The sequence below is a fragment of the Streptomyces sp. NPDC052687 genome, from assembly GCF_040678395.1.
In the GTDB taxonomy this organism is placed as follows: Bacteria; Actinomycetota; Actinomycetes; order Streptomycetales; family Streptomycetaceae; genus Streptomyces.
Genome location: NZ_JBFATR010000035.1, coordinates 32,198 through 56,339, shown reverse-complemented (window position 1 = coordinate 56,339; position 24,142 = coordinate 32,198). Strand labels below are relative to the sequence as shown.

The window sequence follows — 24,142 nt, the reverse complement described above, 5'->3', positions numbered from 1 at the left end:
GTTGGCTCCTCGGGTCACCACCCGGCTCTCCTGCCGGGTGTTAGGTACAAGTCTAATGGGCGTGACAGAGGGGGCGGGACGAGCCCGCCCCCTCACGCGTCACACAAGCACTGGGGTCAGGAGACGCCCAGCTCCTTCGCGTTCTTCTTCAGGTCCTCGAGACCACCGCACATGAAGAACGCCTGCTCCGGGAAGTGGTCGTACTCGCCGTCGCAGATCGCGTTGAACGCGGCGATCGACTCGTCCAGCGGCACGTCCGAACCGTCCACGCCGGTGAACTGCTTGGCGACGTGGGTGTTCTGGGACAGGAAGCGCTCCACGCGACGGGCACGGTGGACGACGAGCTTGTCCTCCTCGCCCAGCTCGTCGATACCGAGGATCGCGATGATGTCCTGGAGGTCCTTGTACTTCTGCAGGATGTTCTTCACGCGCATGGCCGCGTTGTAGTGGTCCTGCGAGATGTAGCGCGGGTCCAGGATCCGGGACGTGGAGTCCAGCGGGTCCACGGCCGGGTAGATGCCCTTCTCGGAGATCGGACGGGACAGCACCGTCGTCGCGTCGAGGTGGGCGAAGGTGGTGGCCGGGGCCGGGTCGGTCAGGTCGTCCGCGGGGACGTAGATCGCCTGCATCGAGGTGATCGAGTGACCGCGGGTCGAGGTGATGCGCTCCTGGAGGAGACCCATCTCGTCGGCCAGGTTCGGCTGGTAGCCCACCGCGGAGGGCATGCGGCCGAGCAGGGTCGACACCTCGGAACCGGCCTGGGTGAAGCGGAAGATGTTGTCGATGAAGAACAGCACGTCCTGCTTCTGCACATCGCGGAAGTACTCCGCCATGGTCAGACCGGCCAGGGCCACGCGCAGACGGGTGCCCGGGGGCTCGTCCATCTGACCGAAGACCAGCGCGGTCTTGTCGATGACGCCCGACTCGCTCATCTCGTCGATGAGGTCGTTGCCCTCACGGGTGCGCTCACCGACACCGGCGAACACCGACACACCGTCGTGGTTGTTGGCGACGCGGTAGATCATCTCCTGGATGAGCACCGTCTTGCCGACGCCGGCGCCGCCGAACAGACCGATCTTGCCGCCCTTGACGTACGGGGTCAGCAGGTCGATGACCTTGACGCCGGTCTCGAACATCTCGGTCTTCGACTCGAGCTCGTCGAAGTTCGGGGCCTTGCGGTGGATGGACCAGCGCTCGCCCTCGTACTTCTCGTCGACGTTCAGCACCTCACCGAGGGTGTTGAACACCTTGCCCTTGGTGAAGTCGCCGACCGGGACGGTGATGCCGTCGCCGGTGTCGACGACCGGGGCCTGGCGGACCAGACCGTCGGTGGGCTGCATCGAGATGGCGCGGACCAGGCCGTCGCCCAGGTGCTGGGCCACCTCGAGGGTCAGCGTCTTCTTCTCGCCCGCGTTGGCCGGGTCGGCCACCTCGACGTGCAGGGCGTTGTAGATCTCCGGCATCGCGTCGACGGGGAACTCCACGTCGACGACCGGGCCGATGACCCGCGCGACGCGGCCCGTCGCCGTGGCCGTCTGAGCAGTGGTGGTCATTACTTGTCACTCCCCGCGGTCGCGTCGGCCAGGGCGCTCGCGCCACCGACGATCTCGCTGATTTCCTGGGTGATTTCGGCCTGGCGGGCCGCGTTGGCAAGACGGGAGAGCGTGTTGATCAGCTCGCCCGCGTTGTCGGTAGCCGACTTCATCGCGCGCCGCGTGGCGGCGTGCTTCGAAGCGGCCGACTGGAGCAGCGCGTTGTAGATCCGGCTCTCGACGTACCGCGGCAGCAGGGCGTCGAGGACGTCCTCGGCCGACGGCTCGAAGTCGTACAGCGGCAGGATCTCGCCCTTGGCGGACGACTCCTGCGCGACCTCGTCGAGGCTGAGCGGCAGCATGCGCTTGTCGAGCGCCTGCTGCGTCATCATCGAGACGAACTCGGTGTAGACGATGTGGAGCTCGTCCACGCCGCCGTCCGCCGTGTCCTTCTGGATGGCCTCGATCAGCGGAGCCGCGACCTTCTTGGCGTCCGAGTACGACGGCTCGTCGGTGAACCCGGTCCACGACTGGGCGATCGTGCGCTCGCGGAAGTTGTAGTGGGCCACACCGCGCCGGCCGACGATGTACGTGTCGACCTGCTTGCCCTCGCGCTCCAGCCGTTCGGTCAGCTGCTCCGCCGCCTTGATGGCGTTGGAGTTGAACGCGCCGGCGAGACCGCGGTCGCTGGTCAGCAGCAGCACCGCGGACCGGGTGACCGTCTCGGCCGCCGTGGTCAGCGGGTGCTTGGTGTTGCTCCCGGTGCCCACGGCGGTGACCGCGCGGGTCAGTTCCTCCGCGTACGGCGTGGAGGCCGCCACCTTGCGCTGCGCCTTGACGACGCGCGAGGCGGCGATCATCTCCATCGCCTTGGTGATCTTCTTGGTCGCGGTGACGGATCGGATGCGACGCTTGTAGACCCGGAGCTGGGCTCCCATGAGTCAGGTCCCTTCCTTACGTCACTTGGAGGCGCTGGTCGCCTTCGGGGCCGCCGGAGCGTCCTCGCCGAGCAGCTTGCCGTCCGAGGTCTCGAACTGCTTCTTGAACTCCGCGATGGCGTCGGCGATGGCCTGGAGCGTGTCGTCCGACATCTTGCCGCCCTCCTTGATGGAGGTCATGAGGCCCTGCTCCTGGCGGTGCAGGTACTCCAGCAGCTCCTTCTCGAAGCGGCGGATGTCCGCGACCGGCACGTCGTCCATCTTGCCGGTGGTACCGGCCCACACGGACACGACCTGGTCCTCGGTGGACATCGGCTGGTACTGGTCCTGCTTCAGCAGCTCGACCATGCGCTGACCGCGCTCCAGCTGGGCCTTCGAGGCCGCGTCCAGGTCGGAACCGAAGGCGGCGAACGCCTCCAGCTCACGGAACTGGGCGAGGTCCACGCGCAGTCGGCCGGAGACCTGCTTCATCGCCTTGTGCTGCGCGGAACCACCGACTCGGGAGACGGAGATACCGACGTTCAGCGCGGGGCGCTGACCGGCGTTGAACAGGTCCGACTCCAGGAAGCACTGGCCGTCGGTGATGGAGATGACGTTGGTCGGGATGAACGCCGAGACGTCGTTGGCCTTCGTCTCGACGATCGGCAGACCGGTCATCGAGCCGGCACCCATCTCGTCGGAGAGCTTGGCGCAGCGCTCCAGCAGGCGGGAGTGCAGGTAGAAGACGTCGCCCGGGTAGGCCTCACGGCCCGGCGGACGGCGCAGCAGCAGGGACACGGCGCGGTAGGCGTCGGCCTGCTTCGACAGGTCGTCGAAGATGATCAGGACGTGCTTGCCCTCGTACATCCACTGCTGGCCGATGGCCGAGCCGGTGTAGGGGGCGAGGTACTTGAAGCCGGCCGGGTCGGACGCCGGGGCGGCGACGATGGTCGTGTACTCCAGCGCGCCGTTCTCCTCCAGCGCGCGGCGGACCGACGCGATGGTGGAGCCCTTCTGGCCGATGGCGACGTAGATGCAGCGGACCTGCTTCTTCGGGTCGCCGGTGCGCCAGTTGTCGCGCTGGTTGATGATCGTGTCGACGGCCAGGGCGGTCTTGCCGGTCTGGCGGTCGCCGATGATCAGCTGACGCTGACCACGGCCGATCGGGGTCATCGCGTCGACGGCCTTGTAGCCGGTCTCCATCGGCTCGTGCACCGACTTGCGCTGCATGACCGTGGGGGCCTGCAGCTCGAGGGCGCGGCGGCCGGACGTCTCGATCTCGCCGAGGCCGTCGATCGGGTTGCCGAGCGGGTCGACGACGCGGCCGAGGTAGCCCTCGCCCACCGCGACGGAGAGGACCTCGCCGGTGCGCGTGACCGGCTGACCCTCCTCGATGCCGCTGAACTCACCGAGGACGATGGCGCCGATCTCGCGCTCTTCCAGGTTGAGCGCGAGGCCGAGGGTGCCGTCCTCGAACTTCAGCAGTTCGTTGGCCATGGCCGAGGGGAGACCCTCGACCTTCGCGATGCCGTCGCCGGCAAGGGTGACCGTACCGACCTCCTCGCGCGAGGCCGCGTCCGGCTTGTACGACTGGACAAAGTTCTCCAGCGCGTCCCGGATCTCCTCCGGCCGGATCGTGAGCTCCGCCATCTGGGTTCCCTGCTCTCCTTGTTGGGCCCGAAGTTTCACTTTGGGGGGATGGGGACTCCCCCCAACAGGAGGTGAATCCTCTGCACGGCCCAACCAGGGCCGTAAGTAAGTACTGCGTGTTCAGTTGCCGCCGCTGCCGCGTGGCGTCAGCCGGCGAGCCGGCGCTGCGCGTCCTCGATGCGGTCCGCGACAGAGCCGTTGATGACCTCGTCACCGACCTGCACCCGGATCCCGCCGAGGACCGCCGGGTCCACGTCGAGGTTGAGGTGCATCCGGCGGCCGTAGAGCTTCGCGAGGGCGTCGCCCAGGCGCTGCTTCTGCGGGTCGCTCAGCGGCACCGCCGAGGTGACGACGGCGACCATGCGGTCCCGGCGCTCGGCGGCGAGCTTGGACAGGGACTCCAGTCCCGCTTCCAGGCTACGTCCCCGCGGCGCGGTCACGAGGCGCGTCACCAGACGCTCCGTGGTGGCCTTGGCCCGGCCGCCGAGCAGGCTGCGCAGCAGCTCGCTCTTGGCCGCCGTGGTGGCCTTGCGGTCGGTCAGCGCGGCGCGCAGCTCGGTCGAGCCCGAGACGATCCGGCCGAACCGGAACAGCTCGTCCTCGACGTCGTCGAGCGTGCCCGCCTGCTGGGCGGCGGTGAGGTCGGCGGTGTTCGCCAGCTCCTCCAGCGCGTCCACCAGGTCGCGGGACTGCGACCAGCGCGAGCGCACCATGCCGGCCAGCAGGTCCGCGGTCTCGCCGCCGACCTGGCCACCGAGCAGCCGCTGGACCAGCTGGGCCTTGGCCTCGCCGGCCTGTGCCGGGTCGGTGAAGACCCGGCGCAGCGACACCTCGCGGTCGAGCAGCGCGGTCACCGCGGCCAGCTCGTCGGCGAGCTGCGCGGCGTTCACGGACGTGGCGTCCGTCAGCGCGTCGAGACGCTCACGTGCGGCTGCCAGGGCCTCGCGGCTCGCTCCGTTCATCGCGACGCCTCGGCCTTCTCCTCGAGCTCGTCGAGGAAGCGGTCGATGACGCGGCTCTGCCGGGCGTGGTCCTCGAGGGACTCACCGACGAGCTTGCCGGCCAGCTCGGTGGCCAGCTTGCCGACGTCCTGGCGCAGCGCGGACGCGGCGGCCTTGCGGTCGGCCTCGATCTGGGCGTGACCGGCGGCGACGATCTCCTCGCGCTGCCGCTGGCCTTCCGCGCGCATCTCGGCGATGAGCACGGCACCCTGCTCCTGCGCCTCCTGGCGCAGACGCGCGGCCTCGTGCCGGGCCTCGGCGAGCTGGGCCTTGTACTGCTCAAGGACGCTCTGGGCCTCGACCTTCATGGCCTCGGCCTCTTCGATACCGCCTTCGATCGCCGCGCGGCGCTCCTCCAGAACCTTGTTGATGTTCGGAAGCAGCTTCTTCCAGAAGAAGAAGAACACGATGGCGAAGGCGATGGTGCCGACGAGCAGCTCGGGGCCCGGAGGAATGAGCGGGCTCTGCTCTTCCTCGGCCGCCAGCTGCACCAGGTTGGCGATCACATCAGTGCCTTTCGTCGATGCGTGTCAGTAAGGAAGGGAGATCACTTACCGAACACGAACGGCATAACGATGCCGATGAGGGCGAGAGCCTCACAGAAGGCGAAGCCCAGGATCTGGTTGGCACGGATCAGGCCGGCGGCCTCGGGCTGGCGGGCCAGGGCCTGGGTGCCGTTACCGAAGATGATGCCGACGCCGATGCCGGGGCCGATGGCGGCGAGGCCGTAGCCGATGGAGCCGAGCGAACCGGAGACAGCGGCGAGGGTCTCAGTGGCAGCCATGCTGATTCTTCCTTCTCTTTCATGGACCGGCGGGGGTTGGCCACCGGACGGTTGGGGGCTTGCGGGGCGGGCGGTCTCAGTGGTGCTCGGCCAGAGCGCCCTGGATGTAGGAGCAGGCCAGCAGTACGAAGACGTACGCCTGGACGGCCTGCACGAAGAGCTCGAAGAGGATCATGACGACGGTCATGACGAAGGAGACGCCGGCCGCCGGGATCATCACGCCGTTGAGCAGGTACCAGGAGGCGACGGTGAACATGACCAGCATCAGGTGGCCGGCGAACATGTTGGCGAAGAGTCGCACCGCGTGCGTGAACGGCCGGACGAGGAGGTTCGAGAAGAACTCGATGACCATGACCAGCGGCAGCACCGCGCCCAGCGACTTGTCGTAGCCGGTGACGTTCTTGAAGAAGCCGATGAACCCGTGCCGCTTGAAGGTCAGCGCGACCCAGGTGATGTAGACGATCGCGGCCAGCACCATGGGGTAGGCGATGATCGACGACACCGGGAACTGCGCGAGCGGGATCACGGACCAGATGTTCATGATCCAGATGAAGAAGAACAGCGAGACCATGAGGGGGACGTACTTCTCGCCCTCACGCTTGCCGAGCGTCTCGTAGACGATGCCGCGGCGCACGAAGTCGTAGCCGGCCTCGCCGATCATCTGGAGCTTGCCGGGGACCACCTTGGCCTTGCCGAAGGCGGCCCAGAAGAAGCCGATGACGAGGACGGTGGTGATGAGCGCGAGCAGCATCACCTTGTTGAACTCGAACCCGCCGACCGTGGCGATCGGCTTGAAGAGGAACGAGTGCAGGCCAGGGGCCGGAAAACCACATCCGTTGTCGGACAGGATGCGGCAATCCCAGCTGAATGAGGCGAGCTGGGTCTGGTCAGCACTCACCGCGGGCTCCTTCGACGTGACGCATGGGTTCGGCAACCTCGTTGTGTCGGCGCGGCGCGCAGCCGCGGATCGGCACCGGACTGGTGTTACGGATGTGGGGGCGGCTGAGGGGCATCGAGCCTCGCGATCGAACAGGCGTCAGCTCAGATGCCCGCGCCCGCGATGCCGCAGTTGGCACCGGACGATAGCAGGAGTTCCCACTGCTCTTTATCCCGCCCCTACCCCTCACGACGGCGGCCCCGTCTTCTCGGGCTTCTCACTCTTCGCGGAGTCGGGATCGACGTAGAAGATCTTGGCCTTCATGTACGCGCGGGCCTGCGCCGCCATCCATACGACGGTGGCGACGACCAGGGAGATCGCGAACGCCTTGGCGTTGAAGAGAGAGGTGTCCTTGAAGAGGGCGACGAAGATCAGAAGCAGCAGGAGCTGAGCGACATAGAGCATCAGCCCCATGGCCTGGAACAGCTGCGGGAGCGTTTTTGCCGTCCACTGCAGGACGTAGAGGCCGATCCCCATGAACAGGATGGCCAGCACCGCGCCGACGGCGGCTCCCAGCGCACCCTTGCCGCCGGCCACTCCACCGCTGACGGCGACGGCGACCACACCGGCAGCGGCCGTGGGCACGGCACACTGCACAAGGTTCCGGACGTCGTTGGACGGCATGGCGGCAACTCCGCTTTCACAGGGGGCAGGGGTGTCGTCATGGACGAGCGTAGTCCCGGGGTGAGTGAGAACCTCACGCGAAAAGACCGTCGCACTACGGCCCTTCGGCTCTGTCCGGGGTTCTCGTGAACGGTATCACAAACTATTTGATGAGGTCTTTACCTGCTGGGTGTGCTGGCTGTCACACATGAGAGTGACCCTGCGCGTCTGTGCAAAAAGCGCGCCCACTTGTCTGGTATTGGGGCGGTTCGTTCCCCCATGAGTTGGCAATGCTCTAGTCAGATTCTTACCTTGACAGCCGCGATCGGGGGCCGACGGCCGTCGCGCCGTTGACCCCGGAGACCCCGGCGGCCACGGGCGTGCGCGGCTCCTGCTCGGCCGGCCCGTCGGTGAGCGGCGGCTGTGAGGCGGCGACGACCGTCTTGCGGCGCCGGTAGCGCGGCGGCACGAAGCGCTCGGCCCAGACGGGGGCGCGCGGGGTGAAGCGCGGCAGGAGCAGCAGGACGAGACCGATCGCGCTCAGTACCACGACGCCCAGCACAATCCACATGGACGCACTGTTGACGGAGTACGCCAGGGCGCCGAAGGCGATCAGCGCCGACCAGAAGTACATGATCAGCACCGCGCGGCTGTGCGAGTGGCCGATCTCCAGCAGCCGGTGGTGCAGGTGCCCGCGGTCCGCGGCGAACGGCGACTGGCCGCGCCAGGTGCGGCGCACGATCGCCAGGATCAGGTCGGCGGCCGGGATGGCGATGATGGTCAGCGGCAGCAGCAGCGGGATGTAGACGGGGACCGTCTGGTGCACGGTGTTGCGCTCGGAACCGGAGAACAGGTTCATGACGTCGGGGTCGACCTGCCCGGTGACGGAGATCGCGCCGGCCGCCAGCACCAGGCCGATCAGCATGGAGCCCGAGTCGCCCATGAAGATCCGGGCGGGGTGCATGTTGTGCGGCAGGAAGCCCAGGCACATGCCCATCAGGATCGCCGCGAACAGGGTGGCGGGGGCGGCGGCCTCGATGCCGTACGAGTACCAGATGCGGTAGGCGTACATGAAGAACGCGGCGGACGCGATGCAGACCATGCCGGCCGCGAGGCCGTCGAGTCCGTCGACGAAGTTGACCGCGTTGATGGTGATGACGACCAGGGCGACGGTCAGGAGCGTGCCCTGCCACTGGGTGAGCGCGACCGTGCCGACGCCCGGCACCGGCAGCCACAGGATCGTCAGACCCTGCATGACCATCACGCCCGCGGCGATCATCTGGCCGCCCAGCTTGATCAGGGCGTCGATCTCGAACTTGTCGTCCAGGACGCCGATCAGCCAGATCAGGGCGGCACCCGAGAGCAGCGCGCGGGGTTCGTTGGACTTCTCGAAGACCTGGTTGAGATTGGTCAGGTGGTCGGCGACCAGCAGGCCGGCGCACAGTCCGAAGAACATGGCGATACCGCCGAGCCGCGGAGTCGGTTCCCGGTGCACGTCCCGGGCCCGGATCTCCGGCATCGCTCCGGCCACGATCGCGAACTTCCGCACCGGCCCTGTCAGCAGGTACGTCACCGCGGCCGTGATGCAGAGCGTCAGCAGGTATTCACGCACGGGCTTCCCCACAGGTCTCGCTGGCCATCTCAGCCCCACACCCTAGCGAGGCACGCATATGTGTGGGGACTTACGGGTGGCGACGATGGTTGCACGACAGGCTGTGCGACGAAGAGCGCCGGCCCCCGCTCAGTGCGGATACGGCGGAAATCGGCCCGTCAGCTCCCGCACTTCCTCACGCACCGCCGCGGCCCGCGCGGGCGCGCGCAGCGCGGTGCCCATCAGGGCGGCGATCCGGTCCATCTCCGCCTCGCGCATGCCCTGGGTGGTCACGGCGGCCGTGCCCAGGCGCAGGCCGCGGACGTCGCCGTGGGGCAGGGCGCAGCAGTCCAGGTTCACCCCCGCCGCGGCGAGCAGGCCGCGGGCGGTGCGGCCGTCCACGCCGAGCGGGGCGGGGTCGGCGGTGATCAGGTGGGTGTCCGTGCCGCCGGTGGTGATCACCAGGCCCTGGGCGGCCAGCGCGTGGGCGAGAACCCTCGCATTGACGACCACCTGATGGGTGTACGCGGTGAACGCCGGTGTCGCCGCCTCGCCGAAGGCGACCGCCTTCGCGGCGATGGTGTGCATCTGGGCGCCGCCCTGGGTGAACGGGAAGACCGCCCGGTCGACGCGCTCGGCCAGTTCGCCGCCGCACAGGATCATCCCGCCGCGCGGGCCGCGCAGCACCTTGTGGGTGGTGGCGCACACGATGTCGGCGTACGGCACCGGATTCGGCGCCGCTCCCCCGGCGACCAGGCCCATGGGGTGCGCGGCGTCGGCGATGAGATACGCCCCGACCTCGTCGGCGATCTCACGGAAGAGGGCGTAGTCGAGATGCCGGGGATAGGCGATGGACCCGCACACGATCGCCTTGGGCCGGTGGGAGCGGGCCAGGGCGCGCACCTGCTCGTAGTCGACGAGCCCCGTCTCGCCGTCGACGCCGTAGCCGGCGAAGTCGAACCAGCGGCCGGAGAAGTTGGCGGGCGAACCGTGCGTGAGGTGGCCGCCGTACGGCAGTCCGAGGGCGAGCACGGTGTCGCCGGGGCGCAGCAGCGCGGCGTACGCGGCGAGCACGGCGGAGGACCCGGAGTGGGCCTGCACATTGGCGTGCTCGGCCCCGAACAGCGCCTTCGCCCGGTCGACGGCGATCCGCTCGGCCACGTCGACGAACTCGCAGCCCCCGTGGTACCGGGTGCCCGGATACCCCTCCGCGTACTTGTTGGCCAGCGGCGAGCCGAGCGCCGCCAGCACGGCGGGCGAGGAGAAGTTCTCCGCGGCGATCAGCTGGAGCGTCGTCGACTGCCGGTCCAGCTCCCCGAGCAGCACCTCGGCCAGCTCGGGGTCCTGTGCGCGCAGGACGTCGGTCTCTGGGGCAGGGATGACCGTCATGGTGGGCTCCGGTCGTCGACGCTGACGTACGACCAATGTAGGCCCACCGCGCCCGTCCCGCCCCGCGGTCAGGTCCGCGCGGGTACTCCGGTCAGCGCCGTCACCACCGGGTCCAGCGCCTGGTGTATCTCGTCGCCCACCGAGCGGAAGAACGTCAGGGGGGCGCCGTAGGGGTCGTACACCTCGTCCGCCTCGGCCGTCGGGGCCAGGAGCCAGCCGCGCAGGGCCGCGGCGGCACGCACCAGGGCGCGGGCGCGCATGACCACGCCGTCCTCCAGCGGCGGCAGGGTGGCCGGATCGATGGCCTTCACCAGGCGGGTGAACTCCTTGAGGGTGAAGGTGCGCAGGCCCGCGGAGTGGCCCATGGAGATGACCTGGGCACGGTGGTCGCGGGTGGCGGTGAGGACGAGGTCGGCCATGATGACGTGCTCGTCGAGCAGCTCGCGGCCGACGAACCCGGAGGCGTCCGCGCCGAACTCGGCCAGCACGGTCTCCGCGTTGGCCTCCATGGGCGCGCCCTCGTGGCCCCAGGTGCCGGCGCTCTCCACGATCAGCCCGCCGCCCAGCACCCCGAGCCGCTGCGACACGAAGTGCCGGGTCAGCCGCTCGGTGATCGGCGAGCGGCACACATTGCCGGTGCTGACGTGGAGGATGCGGAAGGTGTCCCTCGGGAAGCCGAAGGTCGTCGTCTCTTCCCCGCTGCCTATGCCACGCCCCGCTTCAGGGGCTGTCAATTCGCCACCTCGAGGTCGGGTACGACCTTCCGCAGCTCGTCCACCGACAGCGCGCCCTGGCGCAGCAGCACCGGCACCTCGCGGGTGACGTCGACGATGGAGGACGGCACGTTGGCGGGGGTGGGGCCGCCGTCGAGGTAGACGGAGACGGAGTCGCCGAGCATCGCCTGGGCCGCGTCGCAGTCCTCCGGCGCCGGGTGCCCGGTGAGGTTGGCGGAGGAGACCGCCATGGGGCCGACCTCGGTCAGCAGCTCGATGGCGACCGGGTGCAGCGGCATCCGCACGGCGACCGTGCCGTGGGCGTCGCCCAGGTCCCACTGGAGCGACGGCTGGTGCCTGGCGACCAGCGTGAGCGCGCCCGGCCAGAACGCGTCGACCAGCTCCCAGGCCTGCTCGGAGAAGTCCGTGACGAGGCCGTGCAGGGTGTTCGGGGAGCCGATGAGCACGGGGGTGGGCATGTTGCGGCCCCGGCCCTTGGCCTCCAGCAGGTCGCCGACGGCCTCCTTGGAGAACGCGTCGGCGCCGATGCCGTACACCGTGTCGGTCGGGAGGACCACCAGCTCGCCACGGCGGACGGCGGACGCGGCCTCACGCAGACCGGTCACGCGGTCGGTCGCGTCGTTGGTGTCGTATCGCCGTGCCATATCAGCGGGCCTCCTCGTACACGTGCTTCAGGGAGAGTTTCGGGGTGGTGCTCACGGCAGTGCCTTGCGGGCGGTGGCGAAGCGGGGGCGGTTGTTGAGGTCGGGGTGGTCGGCCGCGTCGGCCCACCCGCGTTCCTCGGTGAAGATCCACGGCACCTGGCCGCCCTGGGTGTCGGCGTGCTCGATCACGACGACGCCGCCGGGGCGCAGCAGCCGGTGCGCGGTGCGTTCCAGACCGCGGATCAGGTCGAGGCCGTCCTCGCCGGAGAACAGGGCCATCTCGGGGTCGTAGTCCCTCGCCTCCGGGGCGACGTACTCCCACTCGGTGAGCGGGATGTACGGCGGGTTGGAGATGACCAGGTCGACCTGTCCGTCGAGGTCGGGGAAGGCGGTGAGCGCGTCGCCCTGGCGCAGGTCGACGCGGGAGCCCTCCATGTTCTTGCGGGTCCACACCAGCGCGTCCTCGCTCAGCTCCACGGCGTGCACCCGCGAGCGCGGCACCTCCTGGGCGAGGGCGAGCGCGATGGCGCCGGAGCCGGTGCACAGGTCGACGATGCACGGCTCGACGACGTCCATGGCGCGTACGGCGTCTATGGCCCAGCCGACGACCGACTCCGTCTCCGGCCGCGGCACGAACACGCCGGGGCCGACCTGGAGTTCCAGGTACCGGAAGAAGGCGCGGCCGGTGATGTGCTGGAGCGGCTCGCGCTGTTCCCGGCGCGCGACGACCTCCCAGTAGCGGGCGTCGAAGTCGGCGTCCTTCACGGAGTGCAACTCGCCCCGCTTCACGCCGTGCACGAACGCGGCGAGCTCCTCCGCGTCGGTGCGCGGCGAGGGCACGCCGGCGTCGGCCAGCCGCTGGGTGGCCTGGGCCACCTCCGCGAGCAGCAGGTTCACGCTCGTCCTCCGTGTGGGTACTTGCTCGTACGCGCCTTACGCGGCTGCGAGCTTGGCGGCCGAGTCGGCGTCGACACAGGCCTGGATCACCGCGTCGAGGTCGCCGTCCAGGACCTGGTCGAGGTTGTAGGCCTTGAAGCCGACGCGGTGGTCCGAGATGCGGTTCTCCGGGAAGTTGTAGGTGCGGATCTTCTCGGAGCGGTCGACGGTGCGGACCTGGCTGCGGCGGGCGTCCGCGGCCTCCCGCTCCGCCTCCTCCTGTGCCATGGCGAGCAGCCTGGAGCGCAGGATACGCAGTGCCTGCTCCTTGTTCTGGAGCTGGCTCTTCTCGTTCTGGCAGGAGGCGACGACTCCGGTCGGGATGTGCGTGATGCGCACGGCGGAGTCGGTGGTGTTGACCGACTGGCCGCCCGGTCCGGAGGAGCGGTAGACGTCGATGCGCAGGTCGTTCGGGTTGATCTCGACGTCGACCTCCTCGGCCTCCGGGGTCACGAGGACACCGGCCGCGGAGGTGTGGATACGGCCCTGGGACTCGGTCGCGGGCACGCGCTGCACCCGGTGCACGCCGCCCTCGTACTTCATCCGCGCCCACACGCCCTGGCCGGGCTCGATCTGCCCGCGGGCCTTGATGGCGACCTGGACGTCCTTGTAGCCGCCCAGCTCGGACTCGGTGGCGTCGATGATCTCGGTCTTCCAGCCGACGCGCTCGGCGTAGCGCAGGTACATGCGCAGCAGGTCGCCGGCGAACAGCGCGGACTCGTCGCCGCCCGCGCCGGCCTTGATCTCCAGGATGACGTCCTTGTCGTCGCTGGGGTCGCGCGGGACGAGCAGCAGGCGCAGCTTCTCGGTCAGCTCCTCGCGCTGCTTCTCCAGCTCCTTGACCTCGGCGGCGAAGTCGGGGTCGTCGGCGGCGAACTCGCGGGCGGTGTCGACGTCGTCGCCGGTCTGCTTCCAGGAGCGGTACGTGGCGACGATCGGGGTCAGCTCGGCATAGCGCTTGTTGAGCTTGCGCGCGTTGGCCTGGTCGGCGTGGACCGACGGGTCCGCGAGCTTCTTCTCCAGGTCGGCGTGCTCGGCGACGAGCTCCTCGACGGCCTCGAACATCTGTGGCTCCTGTGTCGTACGGGGGTGAAGTGGGCGGCGACCAAAAACGCCGGTCCCGGCACGCCCGCGGGAGGGGGCGTGACCGTGGACCGGCGAAGAGGGGCTCGCTACTTCTTGGAGCCGGCGGCAGCCTTGCCGAAGCGGGCCTCGAAGCGGGCCACACGGCCACCGGTGTCGAGGATCTTCTGCTTGCCCGTGTAGAACGGGTGGCACTCGGAGCAGACTTCGGCCCGGATGGTGCCGGACGCGATGGTGCTGCGGGTGGTGAACGACGCGCCGCAGGTGCAGCTGACCTGCGTCTCGACGTACTCGGGGTGGATGTCGCGCTTCAAGGTGTCTCCTAGTTTCGGGAGGGCGCCGGGTCGCTGCCGCGGGCTGCGGGAGCGTGAACCGGGGCCGACGTACCAGTCTGCCAGGACTGGGGCCATCACCCAAAACCGGGGGTGGCCGTCGTTTGTTCCCCGCGGGTCGTGGTGGGTTTCCCGCGCCCACGCGGCGGAGCCGCATATCGGCACAGCCCCGCGCCCTCAGTCACGCACCACGCCCGCGGCTTCCCCTGTGGCCGTTCCCTTCGTGGCCGACCGCGGGATCGGCCGGTCGTTCTTCAGCGCCGTCCAGACCTGCTGGGCCTTGGCCTTCTCCAGCAGGACGCGGTTGGGGTCCGCCGGGTCGTAGACGACCGGCATGGTGACCATCGTCATGTCGGAGGCGCCGATGCCCCTGAGGCCGCTCGCGAAGGACATCAGGGCGTTCACCGAGCCGAGGCCGGAGTCGGTCGTCACGGTCTTCGTGGCGGTGTCGGCGAGGTCGTAGAGCCGCTTCGGGTCGCCGAACAGGTCGATGTCCTTGACCTGGTCGAGGAGGGCCTTGAGGAACGCCTGCTGGAGCTGGATGCGGCCGAGGTCGGAGCCGTCGCCGACGCCGTGCCGGGTGCGGACCAGGCCGAGGGCCTGCTCGCCGTCGAGCCGGTGCGGGCCGGCCTTCAGGGTCAGGTGGCTGTCGGGGTCCTCGATGTCCCGGGTGGTGGTGACCTCGACGCCGCCCAGCTCGTCGATGAGCCTTCGGAAGCCGCTGAAGTCGACCTCCAGGTAGTGGTCCATGCGCAGGCCGGTCAGCGACTCGACGGTCTTGACGGCGCAGGCCGCGCCGCCGGTGGAGTACGCCGAGTTGAACATCACCTGGGAGGCCGCCGGGTAGGTGTGGCCGTCGGTGTCGGCGCAGGCGGGCCGGTCGATGAGGGTGTCGCGCGGGAGGGAGACCACGGCGGCCTTCTCGTGGCCCTCGTAGACGTGGACGATCATCGCGGTGTCGGAGCGGGCGCTGCCGTCGTCGGTGCCGCCGCCGAGCTTCCTGTTGCCGCCGGAGCGGGTGTCCGAACCGAGGACCAGGATGTTCTGCGAGCCGTTGTCGGCCTTGGCCGGGCGGTCGGTGCCGAGTGCCTGGTCGATGTCGACGCTGTCGAGGTTGCCGTTGAGCGTGAAGTAGACGTACCCGAGGCCGGTGCCGCCGAGGACGACGATGCCCGCCGCGGTCCAGGCCGTGATCAGCAGCGCCTTGTGGCGCTTCTCGCGGGGCTTGCGGCGACGGCCTCCGGCCCGGCGGCGCGGGCCACTGGTGCCGGCGCCGCCCGGTATGCCGGGCTCCGGCGTGCTTGCGGCGGACATGTGCTCCCTCGGCTCTCCTGGTGCGGTTACCCCCTGCTGCGGCGGCCGGACTCGGTCGTACGGCGTACGAAACCGTACGAACCCCTACCGCTCCATCGTCACCCCGTCGGGTCAGACGGGGAAACCGGGCACAGGGTTGCATGACGCACTGTGCCCGCCCGGCGGGCGGGCGGGCACGGTGCGTAGCCGGACCGAGCGGTCGGTCTCGCCGCTCACCTGCGGGTTCAGCCGAAGATGTCGTACTGCCCGAAGCCGGTGCCGACCGAGATCCGTGTGGCGAAGATCTCGCTGGTGGCCTTGCCGGTGCCCTTGTAGAGGTAGAGCGTGCCGCCGGGTGTGCGGGCCAGGAAGTCGGCCCGGCCGTCGCCGGTGACGTCGCCGACCGCGTCGAAGGCGTCGTACGTCGTGCTGCTCCAGGTGCGCACCTTGATCCGGCCGGAGAAGGCCGCTGTGCCCGCCTTGCCGGTGCCCTTGTACAGGTACACGTCGCCGCCGCTCCTGGCGCGGGCGATCAGGTCGGTCTTGCCGTCGCCGGTGAAGTCGCCGTGGCCGCGCACGGAGTCGTACTGGTTCCAGCCGGTGCCGGCCTGGAGGCGGGCGGCGAAGGAGCCGTTGCCCTTGCCCGGGTAGATCCACAGGACGCCGGCCGAGTCGACGGAGAGCAGGTCGGGCAGGTAGTCGCCGGTGACGTCGCCCGGGGTGACGATGCGGGTGCGGGTGGCCCAGTCGTCGGCGAGCCGCTGGGTGGTCCAGGAGTTGGCCGACCGCACGTAGTGGGACCAGAAGACATCGCCGTCGCCGCGGCGGCGGTGGACGAGGTCCTGGTAGCCGTCGCGGTCGAGGTCCGTCTGGAGGACCAGGTCGGCCGCGGACCGGTCGCCCCAGCTCTCGCGGGCCGCGAACGCCGTGCCGGTGGAGTTCCTGGAGTAGCCGGTTCCGGTGGCGGCGTCACGCACCCACAGGTCGGCCCTGTGGTCGCCGCTGATGTTCGTGTCGTCCAGGCGGGGACGGGCGGCGCCGACATAGGCGCTGACCTTGGTGAAGACGCTGTAGGCGCCCTTCTCGACACAGTCCCGCACGCCCCAGGAGACGATGCCGATGATCCGGCCGCCGACCACCAGCGGGCCGCCGGAGTCGCCGTTGCAGGCGGTGGTGGTGCCGCTGTCGCCGCCGGTGGCGGGCTTGCCCGCGCACACCATGTGGCCCTTGACGAAGCCGGAGCCGTAGGTGGCCGCGCAGGTGGTGTCGGACTGCACGGGCAGCGTGGCCGTCTTCAGCGTCGGCGCCATCTCGTCGTTCGTGGAGCTGATCCGGCCCCAGCCGTAGACCTTTGCGCTGGTCCCGGCGGCGTAGGAGGCGGTGTCGCCGGACGTCGTCATCCGGATCGGCGTCGCGCCGACCGCGTACGACAGGGTGAGGACCGCGATGTCACCGTCGATGGTCACCGGGCTGTACGACGGGTGGTGCCACTGCCGCCGGACGCCGCTGCGGCTGCCGCCGTGCAGGTCGGTGATGTTGCCCTGGTCGTCGACGGACGGCAGCTGCGCGGTGCCGGTGATGACCGAGCCGTGGTTCTTCCAGTCGTACCCGGCGACGCAGTGCGCGGCGGTGAGGATCTTCGTCGGGGCGACCACCGCGCCGCCGCAGAAGAAGCCGACGTCGTCCGAGGTGTCCTCGGTGTCCCGGTCGTCGCCGTACCAGAGCTGCGCCATCCACGGCGCGGAGGTGAGGGTGGTGGTCGTCCCGCCGATGATCATCGCGTCGACGGTCGGCCCCGCGGGTTCGGAACCGTCCGCCGGCATGCCCGGGCGCCCGCCCGCGGTGCCGTCGGCGGCGATGGCGGTGGCGACCCGGCGCTCCAGCTCGGCGGCCGGCGGGGCGCTGGTGACGGGCTGGACGGCGGGCAGCGGCGGCTCGCCCGACGCGTCCGCGGAGCCGGTCAGCAGGGCGGCGGCGACAGCGGCGGCGGCACCGGCCGCGGTGACGGGCAGGGCGATGCGTATCCGGCGTCGGTGCCGGCCACGGCCGGATGTGGTCGTGGACAAGAAGGTCCCCCCAGGGGTGCATGAGTGAGAAGGGGCGGGCTGATGCGCTGGTGCGCCCCCTCCTCTCAGCGCCGAAAGGCCGGTCCCCGTCACCGAGGTGACGGGGACCGGCCTGGAGTGGACCGTCCGGGAGCGACTAGTCGCCGTTGCCCGGAGCCGGCGTCGTCTTCTGGATCTGCATCAGGAACTCGACGTTCGACTTGGTCTGCTTCATCTTGTCGAGCAGCAGCTCGATCGCCTGCTGCTGGTCGAGCGCGTGCAGCACCCGGCGCAGCTTCCAGACGATGCCCAGCTCTTCGGCACCGAGCAGGATCTCCTCCTTGCGGGTGCCGGACGCGTCGACGTCCACCGCCGGGAAGATGCGCTTGTCGGCGAGCTTCCGGTCGAGCTTGAGCTCCATGTTGCCGGTGCCCTTGAACTCCTCGAAGATCACCTCGTCCATGCGGGACCCGGTGTCCACCAGGGCGGTGGCGAGGATGGTCAGCGAGCCGCCGTCCTCGATGTTGCGCGCCGCGCCGAAGAACCGCTTCGGCGGGTACAGCGCGGTCGAGTCGACACCACCGGACAGGATGCGGCCGGAGGCGGGCGCGGCCAGGTTGTAGGCGCGGCCCAGACGGGTGATCGAGTCGAGCAGCACGACCACGTCGTGGCCCAGCTCCACCAGGCGCTTGGCGCGCTCGATGGCCAGCTCGGCGACCGTGGTGTGGTCCTCGGCCGGACGGTCGAAGGTCGAGGAGATGACCTCGCCCTTGACCGACCGCTGCATGTCGGTGACCTCTTCCGGACGCTCGTCGACGAGGACGACCATCAGGTGGCACTCGGGGTTGTTGTGCGTGATCGCGTTGGCGATCGCCTGCATGATCATGGTCTTGCCGGTCTTCGGCGGGGCCACGATCAGACCACGCTGGCCCTTACCGATCGGCGACACGAGGTCGATGATGCGGGTGGTGAGCACGCCCGGGTCGGTCTCCAGACGGAGCCGGTCCTGCGGGTACAGCGGCGTCAGCTTGTTGAACTCCGGCCGCCCGCGGCCGTGTTCGGGCGCCATGCCGTTCACCGAGTCCAGGCGGACCAGCGCGTTGAACTTCTCGCGCCGCTCGCCTTCCTTCGGCTGGCGGACCGCACCGGTGACGTGGTCACCCTTGCGCAGGCCGTTCCTGCGGACCTGGGCCAGGGAGACGTACACGTCGTTCGGGCCCGGCAGGTAGCCCGACGTACGGATGAAGGCGTAGTTGTCGAGGATGTCCAGGATGCCCGCGACGGGGATCAGGACGTCGTCCTCGGCGATCTGCGGCTCGGAGGCGATCTCGTCGCGCCCGCGACGGCCCCGGCGGTCGCGGTAGCGGCCGCGACGGCCGCGGCGGCCGCCCTCGAAGTCGTCCCCGTCCTCATCGGCCCGCTGCTGGCGGTCGCGGTCGCGGTCCTGGCGACCGGCGCCGCCCTGCTGCTGGTTCTGCTGCTGGCGCTGCCCGCCCTGCCCCTGCTGGTCGTCGCCCTTGCGGCGGTCGCGGTCACGGTCCCGGCCGCGCTCGCGGCGGTCGCGACGGCGGCCCTCGCCGCCCTCACCGGCGTCACCCCGGGCCTCGCCCTGCTGCGGCTGCGACTGCTGCTGCGCGGACGTGTCGGCCTTCGGCTCGTTCTTCGCCTCGGCGGCGATCGTCTCGGGGGCGCCGGCCTCGGCGGTGGCGCGACGGCGACGGCGCTCGGCCGGCGCGTCCTCGGTGGGGGCACCGCCCTGGTCGAGCGAAGCCGAGACCTTGGGGGACGGCTGGCCGGGGATCTCGATCTGCTGCTGGGCCACGGCCTTCTCGGCCGGGGCCTCGGACTTCTCCGCCTTCTTCGGCGCGGGGGATTCCTCACCCGTACGGGCCTTGGAGGTGGCGCGGCGCTTCGGCTTGGTCTCGGTGGCGGTCTCGGCCTTGGCGGGGGCTCCCCCGGCGGCCTGCGCCTCCTTGATGACCTCGATCAGCTGGCTCTTGCGCATCCGCGCGGTGCCCCTGATGCCGAGGCCGGATGCGACCTGCTGCAGCTCGGCCAGCACCATGCCCTCGAGGCCGGTACCGCGGCGCCGCCGGGAGCCGGCACCGGTGGCAGGCGCGGAGGCGTCCGTGGCGGGCGCGGCAGCGGTCTCCTCGACACGTGCGCCCATCAGATCGGTGGTGTCGCTCACGAAGGGTCCTTCCCTGGAGCGGACGTCGGCCTGTCTGGCTCGGCGACCGGTTGTGCTGTCCGGCTTCGGTCCTTGCTGTGTGAACCGTGCCGGGGCGGTGGTCCGCCTGCTAAGCGGCGGAAGAGATATCTGGTGATGGCGCTTCCTCGAGCCGTGGCACCTGGTGTCACGTGGCGTGGTCGCACCGGTTCCGGAGCGTGCCCGGCGGGCCGCTCAGTGTCGACGTACGACGTACTGCCCGCATACGAGGTACGAGACACAGTGCGACTTGGGGGGCTCCCGGAAGAATGTCTGTCCCGGACGGGGACACGAGGCACCTCGCCATGGTGGGGTCGGGTGCAGACTTGAGGTTAACACTACCGGATCCAACAAACATTCCCCCTCTCCACATCCGGCAATCGCCCGCTCTTTTCGATCCGCTGTCAGTCCGCGACGTCAGCGCTATGGGTGCCGCCGTTCGCGCCGCCGTTGGTGTCGCCGCCGGTGCCGCCGTTCGCGCCGCCGGTGGCCAGCGGCAGCACGCTGGCTCCGTGCAGGTCGAGGGCCAGCCGGTTCGCCGCCCAGTCCGCGCCGGCCAGCGCTTCCACCTTGTCGGCCGTCTCGGCGTCGGCGAGGGCCATCACGGTCGGTCCGGCGCCGGAGATCACGGCGGGGATGCCGTCGGCCCGCAGCCGGTCCACCAGCGCGGCGCTCTCCGGCATGGCGGGGGCGCGGTACTCCTGGTGCAGCCGGTCCTCGGTGGCGGGCAGCAGCAGCTCGGGCCGCCTGGTCAGGGCCTCGACGAGCAGCGCGGCGCGGCCGGCGTTGGCGGCGGCGTCGACGTGCGGCACGGTACGCGGGAGCAGGCCGCGCGCGGTCTCGGTCAGGACCGGCTTCCCGGGCACGAAAACCACCGGAACGATGGAATCCGCAGGGTGCGTCCTGATGGCCCGGGCGGCGCCGTTCTCCATCCAGGAGAGGGTGAAGCCGCCGAGCAGACAGGCCGCGACGTTGTCGGGGTGGCCCTCGATCTCGGTGGCCAGTTCCAGCAGCGCCGCGTCGTCGAGACGGGCCTCGCCGCCTATGGTCACGGCGCGCGCCGCGACGATGCCGGCGCAGATGGCGGCGGAGGAGGAGCCGAGGCCGCGGCCGTGCGGGATGCGGTTCGCGCAGACGATCTCAAGGCCGCGCGGCTGTCCGCCGAGGACGTCGAAGGCGGCGCGCAGGGAGCGGACGAGCAAATGCCGCTCGTCGCGGGGAAGTGTCTCGCTTCCCTCGCCCGCGATGTCGATGTGCAGCCCGGAGTCGGCCACCCGGACGACCACGTCGTCGTACAGACCCAGCGCGAGGCCGAGGGCGTCGAAGCCCGGGCCCAGATTGGCGCTGGTGGCGGGGACGCGCACCCGGACGGCGGCGGCGCGGAACGCTGGACCGGCCATCGCTCGTTGACTCTCCTTGAGCTGCGTGATGGTCGAAGACACTCGATGACGTACGAAACCCAGGGGCCGCTGGGGGCCACCGGCGGGGCCGCTGATCACGAAGACGGCGCGGCACCGCGGCATATGCGGCGGGCGGGTTCGGTACAGCCTATCGAAGGAAGGTTCTGTGGCGACATAGGGCGCACAGGAGGCGCACGATGCGTGTCGCAAGCCCCCTGTGCACCCTCCGTCAGGGACGTTTCCCGGCCGAGCGCCGTCTTACGCCTGACGTGGCGCTGATGACACCGGCACGCGGCCGGCCGCCAGGGCGCCGGGCGGGCCGGCGTCGGACGCGCCGGCGTCGAGTGGACGGGGTGCCGCCGCGCTGGATCCGGGCGTACCGGACCCGAGCACATCAGGTCCCGGAGCACCGGACCCGAGCCCATCAGGTCCGGCCCCACCCACCAGGTCCGGGCGGCCGGATCGGGCCGCACCAGGTCCCGGCGCGCCCGATCAGGACGCGTCGGACACGGCCGCAACAGACCCTGCCGCAACAAAGCCGGCCACACCAGACCCGGCCACAGCACATCCGGGCACCCCGGCGCTCACACCAGGCCGAGCCGCTCCGCCGCCGTCGCCGCGTCGACCGGGACGGTGACCGGCTGCGGGGCGCCGGCGACGGCCCAGTCGGGGTCCTTCAGGCCGTTGCCGGTGACGGTGCAGACGATCCGCTGGCCCGGGTCGACCTTGCCCTGCTCGGCGGCCTTGAGCAGACCGGCCACCGAGGCGGCGGAGGCGGGCTCCACGAAGACGCCCTCCTGCGCGGCCAACAGGCGGTAGGCGCGCAGGATCTCACGGTCCGTCACCTCGTCGATGAGGCCGCCGGACTCGTCGCGGGCGGCCAGCGCGTGCTGCCAGGAGGCGGGGTTGCCGATCCGGATGGCGGTGGCGATGGTCGACGGGTCCTTGACGACCTCGCCGCGCACGATGGGCGCGGAGCCGGAGGCCTGGAACCCCCACATCCGGGGCGTACGGGACGACACGCCGTCGGCGGCGTACTCCTTGTAGCCCTTCCAGTAGGCCGTGATGTTGCCCGCGTTGCCGACCGGCAGGACGTGGATGTCGGGCGCGTCGCCGAGCATGTCCACGATCTCGAACGCGGCGGTCTTCTGACCCTCGATACGCACCGGGTTGACCGAATTGACCAGCGCGACCGGGTAGTTGTCGCTGAGCGCGCGGGCCAGCGTCAGACAGTCGTCGAAGTTGCCGTCGACCTGGAGGATCTTCGCGCCGTGCACGAGGGCCTGGCCCATCTTGCCGAGCGCGATCTTGCCCTGCGGGACGAGCACGGCCGACACCATGCCGGCGCGCACGCCGTACGCGGCGGCGCTCGCGGAGGTGTTGCCGGTGGAGGCGCAGATGACGGCCTTCGCGCCCTCCTCCTTGGCCTTGGAGATGGCCATGGTCATGCCGCGGTCCTTGAAGGACCCGGTCGGGTTCGCGCCCTCCACCTTGAGGTGGACCTCGCAGCCCGTGCGCTCGGAGAGCACCTGCGCGGGCACGAGGGGCGTGCCGCCCTCGCGGAGCGTCACGACCGGCGTGGTGTCGGATACCGGCAGCCGGTCCCGGTACTCCTCGATGATTCCGCGCCACTGGTGGGTCATTGCTGGTTACTCTCCTTCAACCCGCATGATGCTGGCGACACCGCGCACGGTGTCGAGCTTGCGCAGCGCCTCGACGGTCCCGGTGAGGGCGGCGTCGGACGCGCGGTGGGTGACGACGACGAGGGAGGCCTCTCCGTCCTTGCCCTGCTGGCGGACGGTGTCGATCGAGACACCGTGCTCGGCGAAGACCGTCGCGACCTGGGCGAGCACGCCCGGTTTGTCGGCCACGTCGAGGCTGATGTGGTACCGGGTGACGACCTCGCCCATGGGCGAGACGGGCAGCGCCGCGTACGCGGACTCGCCGGGGCCGGTGGTGCCGCTGAGCCGGTTGCGGCAGACCGCGACGAGGTCGCCGAGGACCGCGGAGGCGGTGGGCGCGCCGCCCGCGCCGGGGCCGTAGAACATGAGCTGCCCGGCGGCGTCGGACTCGACGAACACGGCGTTGTACGCGCCGCGCACGGAGGCGAGCGGGTGGGTCAGCGGGATCATCGCCGGGTGCACGCGCGCGGTGACGGACTCCCCGTCGGCGGCCCGCTCGCAGATGGCGAGCAGCTTGATGGTGCAGCCCATCTCCTTGGCGGAGGCGAAGTCCGCCGCGGTCACCTCGGTCATGCCCTCGCGGTAGACGTCGTCGAGGCGGACCCGGGTGTGGAAGGCGATGCCGGCGAGGATCGCGGCCTTGGCGGCGGCGTCAAAGCCCTCGACGTCGGCGGTCGGGTCGGCCTCGGCGTACCCGAGCGCGGTGGCCTCGTCGAGCGCCTCCTGGTAACCGGCGCCGGTGGAGTCCATCTTGTCGAGGATGAAGTTCGTCGTGCCGTTGACGATGCCCATCACCCGGTTGATCTTGTCGCCGGCGAGCGACTCGCGCAGCGGCCGGATCAGCGGGATGGCGCCGGCGACGGCGGCCTCGTAGTAGAGGTCCCGGCCGTGCTCCTCGGCGGCGGCGTGCAGGGCGGCGCCGTCCTGGGCGAGCAGGGCCTTGTTGGCGGAGACGACGGACGCGCCGTGCTCGAAGGCGGTGCCGATGAGGGTGCGGGCGGGCTCGATACCGCCGATGACCTCGACCACGACGTCGATGTCCCCGCGTTTGACCAGGGCGGTCGCGTCGGTGGTGACGAGGGTGGGGTCGATGCCCTCACGGACCCGGTCGGGCCGGCGCACGGCCACGCCGGCCAGCTCGACCGGTGCGCCGATGCGGGCGGCGAGGTCGTCGGCGTGCGTCGTCATGATGCGCGCCACCTCTGAGCCGACCACTCCACAGCCCAGCAGCGCCACCTTCAGCGGACGCGTACGCATCATCCGACCTCGTTTCCTCATACCGTCTTCGGTTGCACCAGTCTCACTCACCGGACCGCAGTTTCTGCCACCGGTCCGGATCGTGAGACGTCTATTTCATTTTCGCAGGGGCGCCGGACAGGA

At 70.3% G+C, this 24,142-nt stretch carries 21 protein-coding genes; all 21 read right to left on the bottom strand.

Annotation, left to right across the window (positions count from 1 at the left end; translation table 11 throughout):
• Positions 1-116: 116 nt before the first annotated feature.
• The 21 genes from atpD to AB0K92_RS24310 all read right to left on the bottom strand — a co-directional run bounded on the left by atpD (position 117) and on the right by AB0K92_RS24310 (position 24,022).
• Positions 117-1,553, bottom strand: a complete 1,437-nt coding sequence (gene atpD, locus AB0K92_RS24410) for a F0F1 ATP synthase subunit beta (RefSeq protein WP_166002311.1) — start codon at positions 1,551-1,553, stop codon at positions 117-119.
• On the bottom strand, positions 1,553-2,470 hold the full coding sequence (locus AB0K92_RS24405; RefSeq protein WP_166002310.1) for a F0F1 ATP synthase subunit gamma: 918 nt from the start codon (positions 2,468-2,470) through the stop codon (positions 1,553-1,555). The genes atpD and AB0K92_RS24405 overlap by 1 nt, the downstream gene beginning before the upstream one ends.
• A gap of 21 nt (positions 2,471-2,491) precedes the next feature.
• Entirely contained in the window at positions 2,492-4,099 is a 1,608-nt protein-coding gene (atpA, locus tag AB0K92_RS24400; RefSeq protein WP_365926093.1) for a F0F1 ATP synthase subunit alpha, read from the bottom strand.
• Positions 4,100-4,245: 146 nt separating this feature from the next.
• Positions 4,246-5,061 carry a F0F1 ATP synthase subunit delta gene (locus tag AB0K92_RS24395; protein ID WP_365926091.1) on the bottom strand — a complete coding sequence of 272 codons (816 nt, stop codon included), beginning with the start codon at positions 5,059-5,061 and terminating at the stop codon, positions 4,246-4,248.
• Positions 5,058-5,606 (bottom strand): F0F1 ATP synthase subunit B, encoded by a 549-nt coding sequence (locus tag AB0K92_RS24390; RefSeq protein ID WP_365926089.1) that lies wholly within the window; start codon positions 5,604-5,606, stop codon positions 5,058-5,060. Before AB0K92_RS24390 ends, AB0K92_RS24395 begins: the two co-directional genes overlap by 4 nt.
• A 41-nt stretch (positions 5,607-5,647) precedes the next feature.
• Positions 5,648-5,884: an ATP synthase F0 subunit C gene (atpE, locus tag AB0K92_RS24385; RefSeq protein ID WP_093768138.1), complete on the bottom strand. Its 237-nt coding sequence runs from the start codon at positions 5,882-5,884 to the stop codon at positions 5,648-5,650.
• A gap of 76 nt (positions 5,885-5,960) precedes the next feature.
• Positions 5,961-6,782, bottom strand: a complete 822-nt coding sequence (atpB, locus tag AB0K92_RS24380; protein WP_365926087.1) for a F0F1 ATP synthase subunit A — start codon at positions 6,780-6,782, stop codon at positions 5,961-5,963.
• 225 nt (positions 6,783-7,007) lie between these two features.
• Positions 7,008-7,445 (bottom strand): hypothetical protein, encoded by a 438-nt coding sequence (locus tag AB0K92_RS24375; protein WP_365926085.1) that lies wholly within the window; start codon positions 7,443-7,445, stop codon positions 7,008-7,010.
• A gap of 286 nt (positions 7,446-7,731) precedes the next feature.
• Entirely contained in the window at positions 7,732-9,036 is a 1,305-nt protein-coding gene (locus tag AB0K92_RS24370) for an MraY family glycosyltransferase (RefSeq protein ID WP_365926083.1), read from the bottom strand.
• A 129-nt stretch (positions 9,037-9,165) separates the two neighbouring features.
• Positions 9,166-10,404 carry a serine hydroxymethyltransferase gene (gene glyA, locus AB0K92_RS24365; RefSeq protein WP_365926081.1) on the bottom strand — a complete coding sequence of 413 codons (1,239 nt, stop codon included), beginning with the start codon at positions 10,402-10,404 and terminating at the stop codon, positions 9,166-9,168.
• A 68-nt stretch (positions 10,405-10,472) separates the two neighbouring features.
• Positions 10,473-11,138, bottom strand: a complete 666-nt coding sequence (locus AB0K92_RS24360) for a protein-tyrosine-phosphatase (RefSeq protein ID WP_166002302.1) — start codon at positions 11,136-11,138, stop codon at positions 10,473-10,475.
• Positions 11,135-11,782, bottom strand: a complete 648-nt coding sequence (locus AB0K92_RS24355) for an L-threonylcarbamoyladenylate synthase (protein ID WP_365926079.1) — start codon at positions 11,780-11,782, stop codon at positions 11,135-11,137. The genes AB0K92_RS24360 and AB0K92_RS24355 overlap by 4 nt, the downstream gene beginning before the upstream one ends.
• A gap of 51 nt (positions 11,783-11,833) precedes the next feature.
• A complete protein-coding gene (gene prmC, locus AB0K92_RS24350) occupies positions 11,834-12,679 on the bottom strand; it encodes a peptide chain release factor N(5)-glutamine methyltransferase (RefSeq protein WP_166002300.1) in 846 nt (281 codons plus the stop codon).
• Positions 12,680-12,715: 36 nt separating this feature from the next.
• Positions 12,716-13,783: a peptide chain release factor 1 gene (gene prfA, locus AB0K92_RS24345; RefSeq protein ID WP_166002299.1), complete on the bottom strand. Its 1,068-nt coding sequence runs from the start codon at positions 13,781-13,783 to the stop codon at positions 12,716-12,718.
• Between the two features lie 107 nt (positions 13,784-13,890).
• The gene (rpmE, locus tag AB0K92_RS24340; protein WP_030944953.1) at positions 13,891-14,115 is read right to left on the bottom strand and encodes a 50S ribosomal protein L31; all 225 of its coding nucleotides are present in this window, start codon (positions 14,113-14,115) and stop codon (positions 13,891-13,893) included.
• 195 nt (positions 14,116-14,310) lie between these two features.
• A complete protein-coding gene (locus tag AB0K92_RS24335) occupies positions 14,311-15,447 on the bottom strand; it encodes an LCP family protein (RefSeq protein WP_365926077.1) in 1,137 nt (378 codons plus the stop codon).
• A gap of 224 nt (positions 15,448-15,671) precedes the next feature.
• A complete protein-coding gene (locus AB0K92_RS24330; RefSeq protein ID WP_365926075.1) occupies positions 15,672-17,492 on the bottom strand; it encodes a trypsin-like serine protease in 1,821 nt (606 codons plus the stop codon).
• Positions 17,493-17,628: 136 nt separating this feature from the next.
• Positions 17,629-19,662 (bottom strand): transcription termination factor Rho, encoded by a 2,034-nt coding sequence (gene rho / locus AB0K92_RS24325; RefSeq protein ID WP_365926073.1) that lies wholly within the window; start codon positions 19,660-19,662, stop codon positions 17,629-17,631.
• A gap of 422 nt (positions 19,663-20,084) precedes the next feature.
• The gene (gene thrB / locus AB0K92_RS24320) at positions 20,085-21,080 is read right to left on the bottom strand and encodes a homoserine kinase (RefSeq protein WP_365926071.1); all 996 of its coding nucleotides are present in this window, start codon (positions 21,078-21,080) and stop codon (positions 20,085-20,087) included.
• A gap of 584 nt (positions 21,081-21,664) precedes the next feature.
• Entirely contained in the window at positions 21,665-22,723 is a 1,059-nt protein-coding gene (thrC, locus tag AB0K92_RS24315) for a threonine synthase (protein WP_166002295.1), read from the bottom strand.
• 6 nt (positions 22,724-22,729) lie between these two features.
• Positions 22,730-24,022 (bottom strand): homoserine dehydrogenase, encoded by a 1,293-nt coding sequence (locus tag AB0K92_RS24310; RefSeq protein ID WP_166002294.1) that lies wholly within the window; start codon positions 24,020-24,022, stop codon positions 22,730-22,732.
• Positions 24,023-24,142 lie beyond the last annotated feature (120 nt).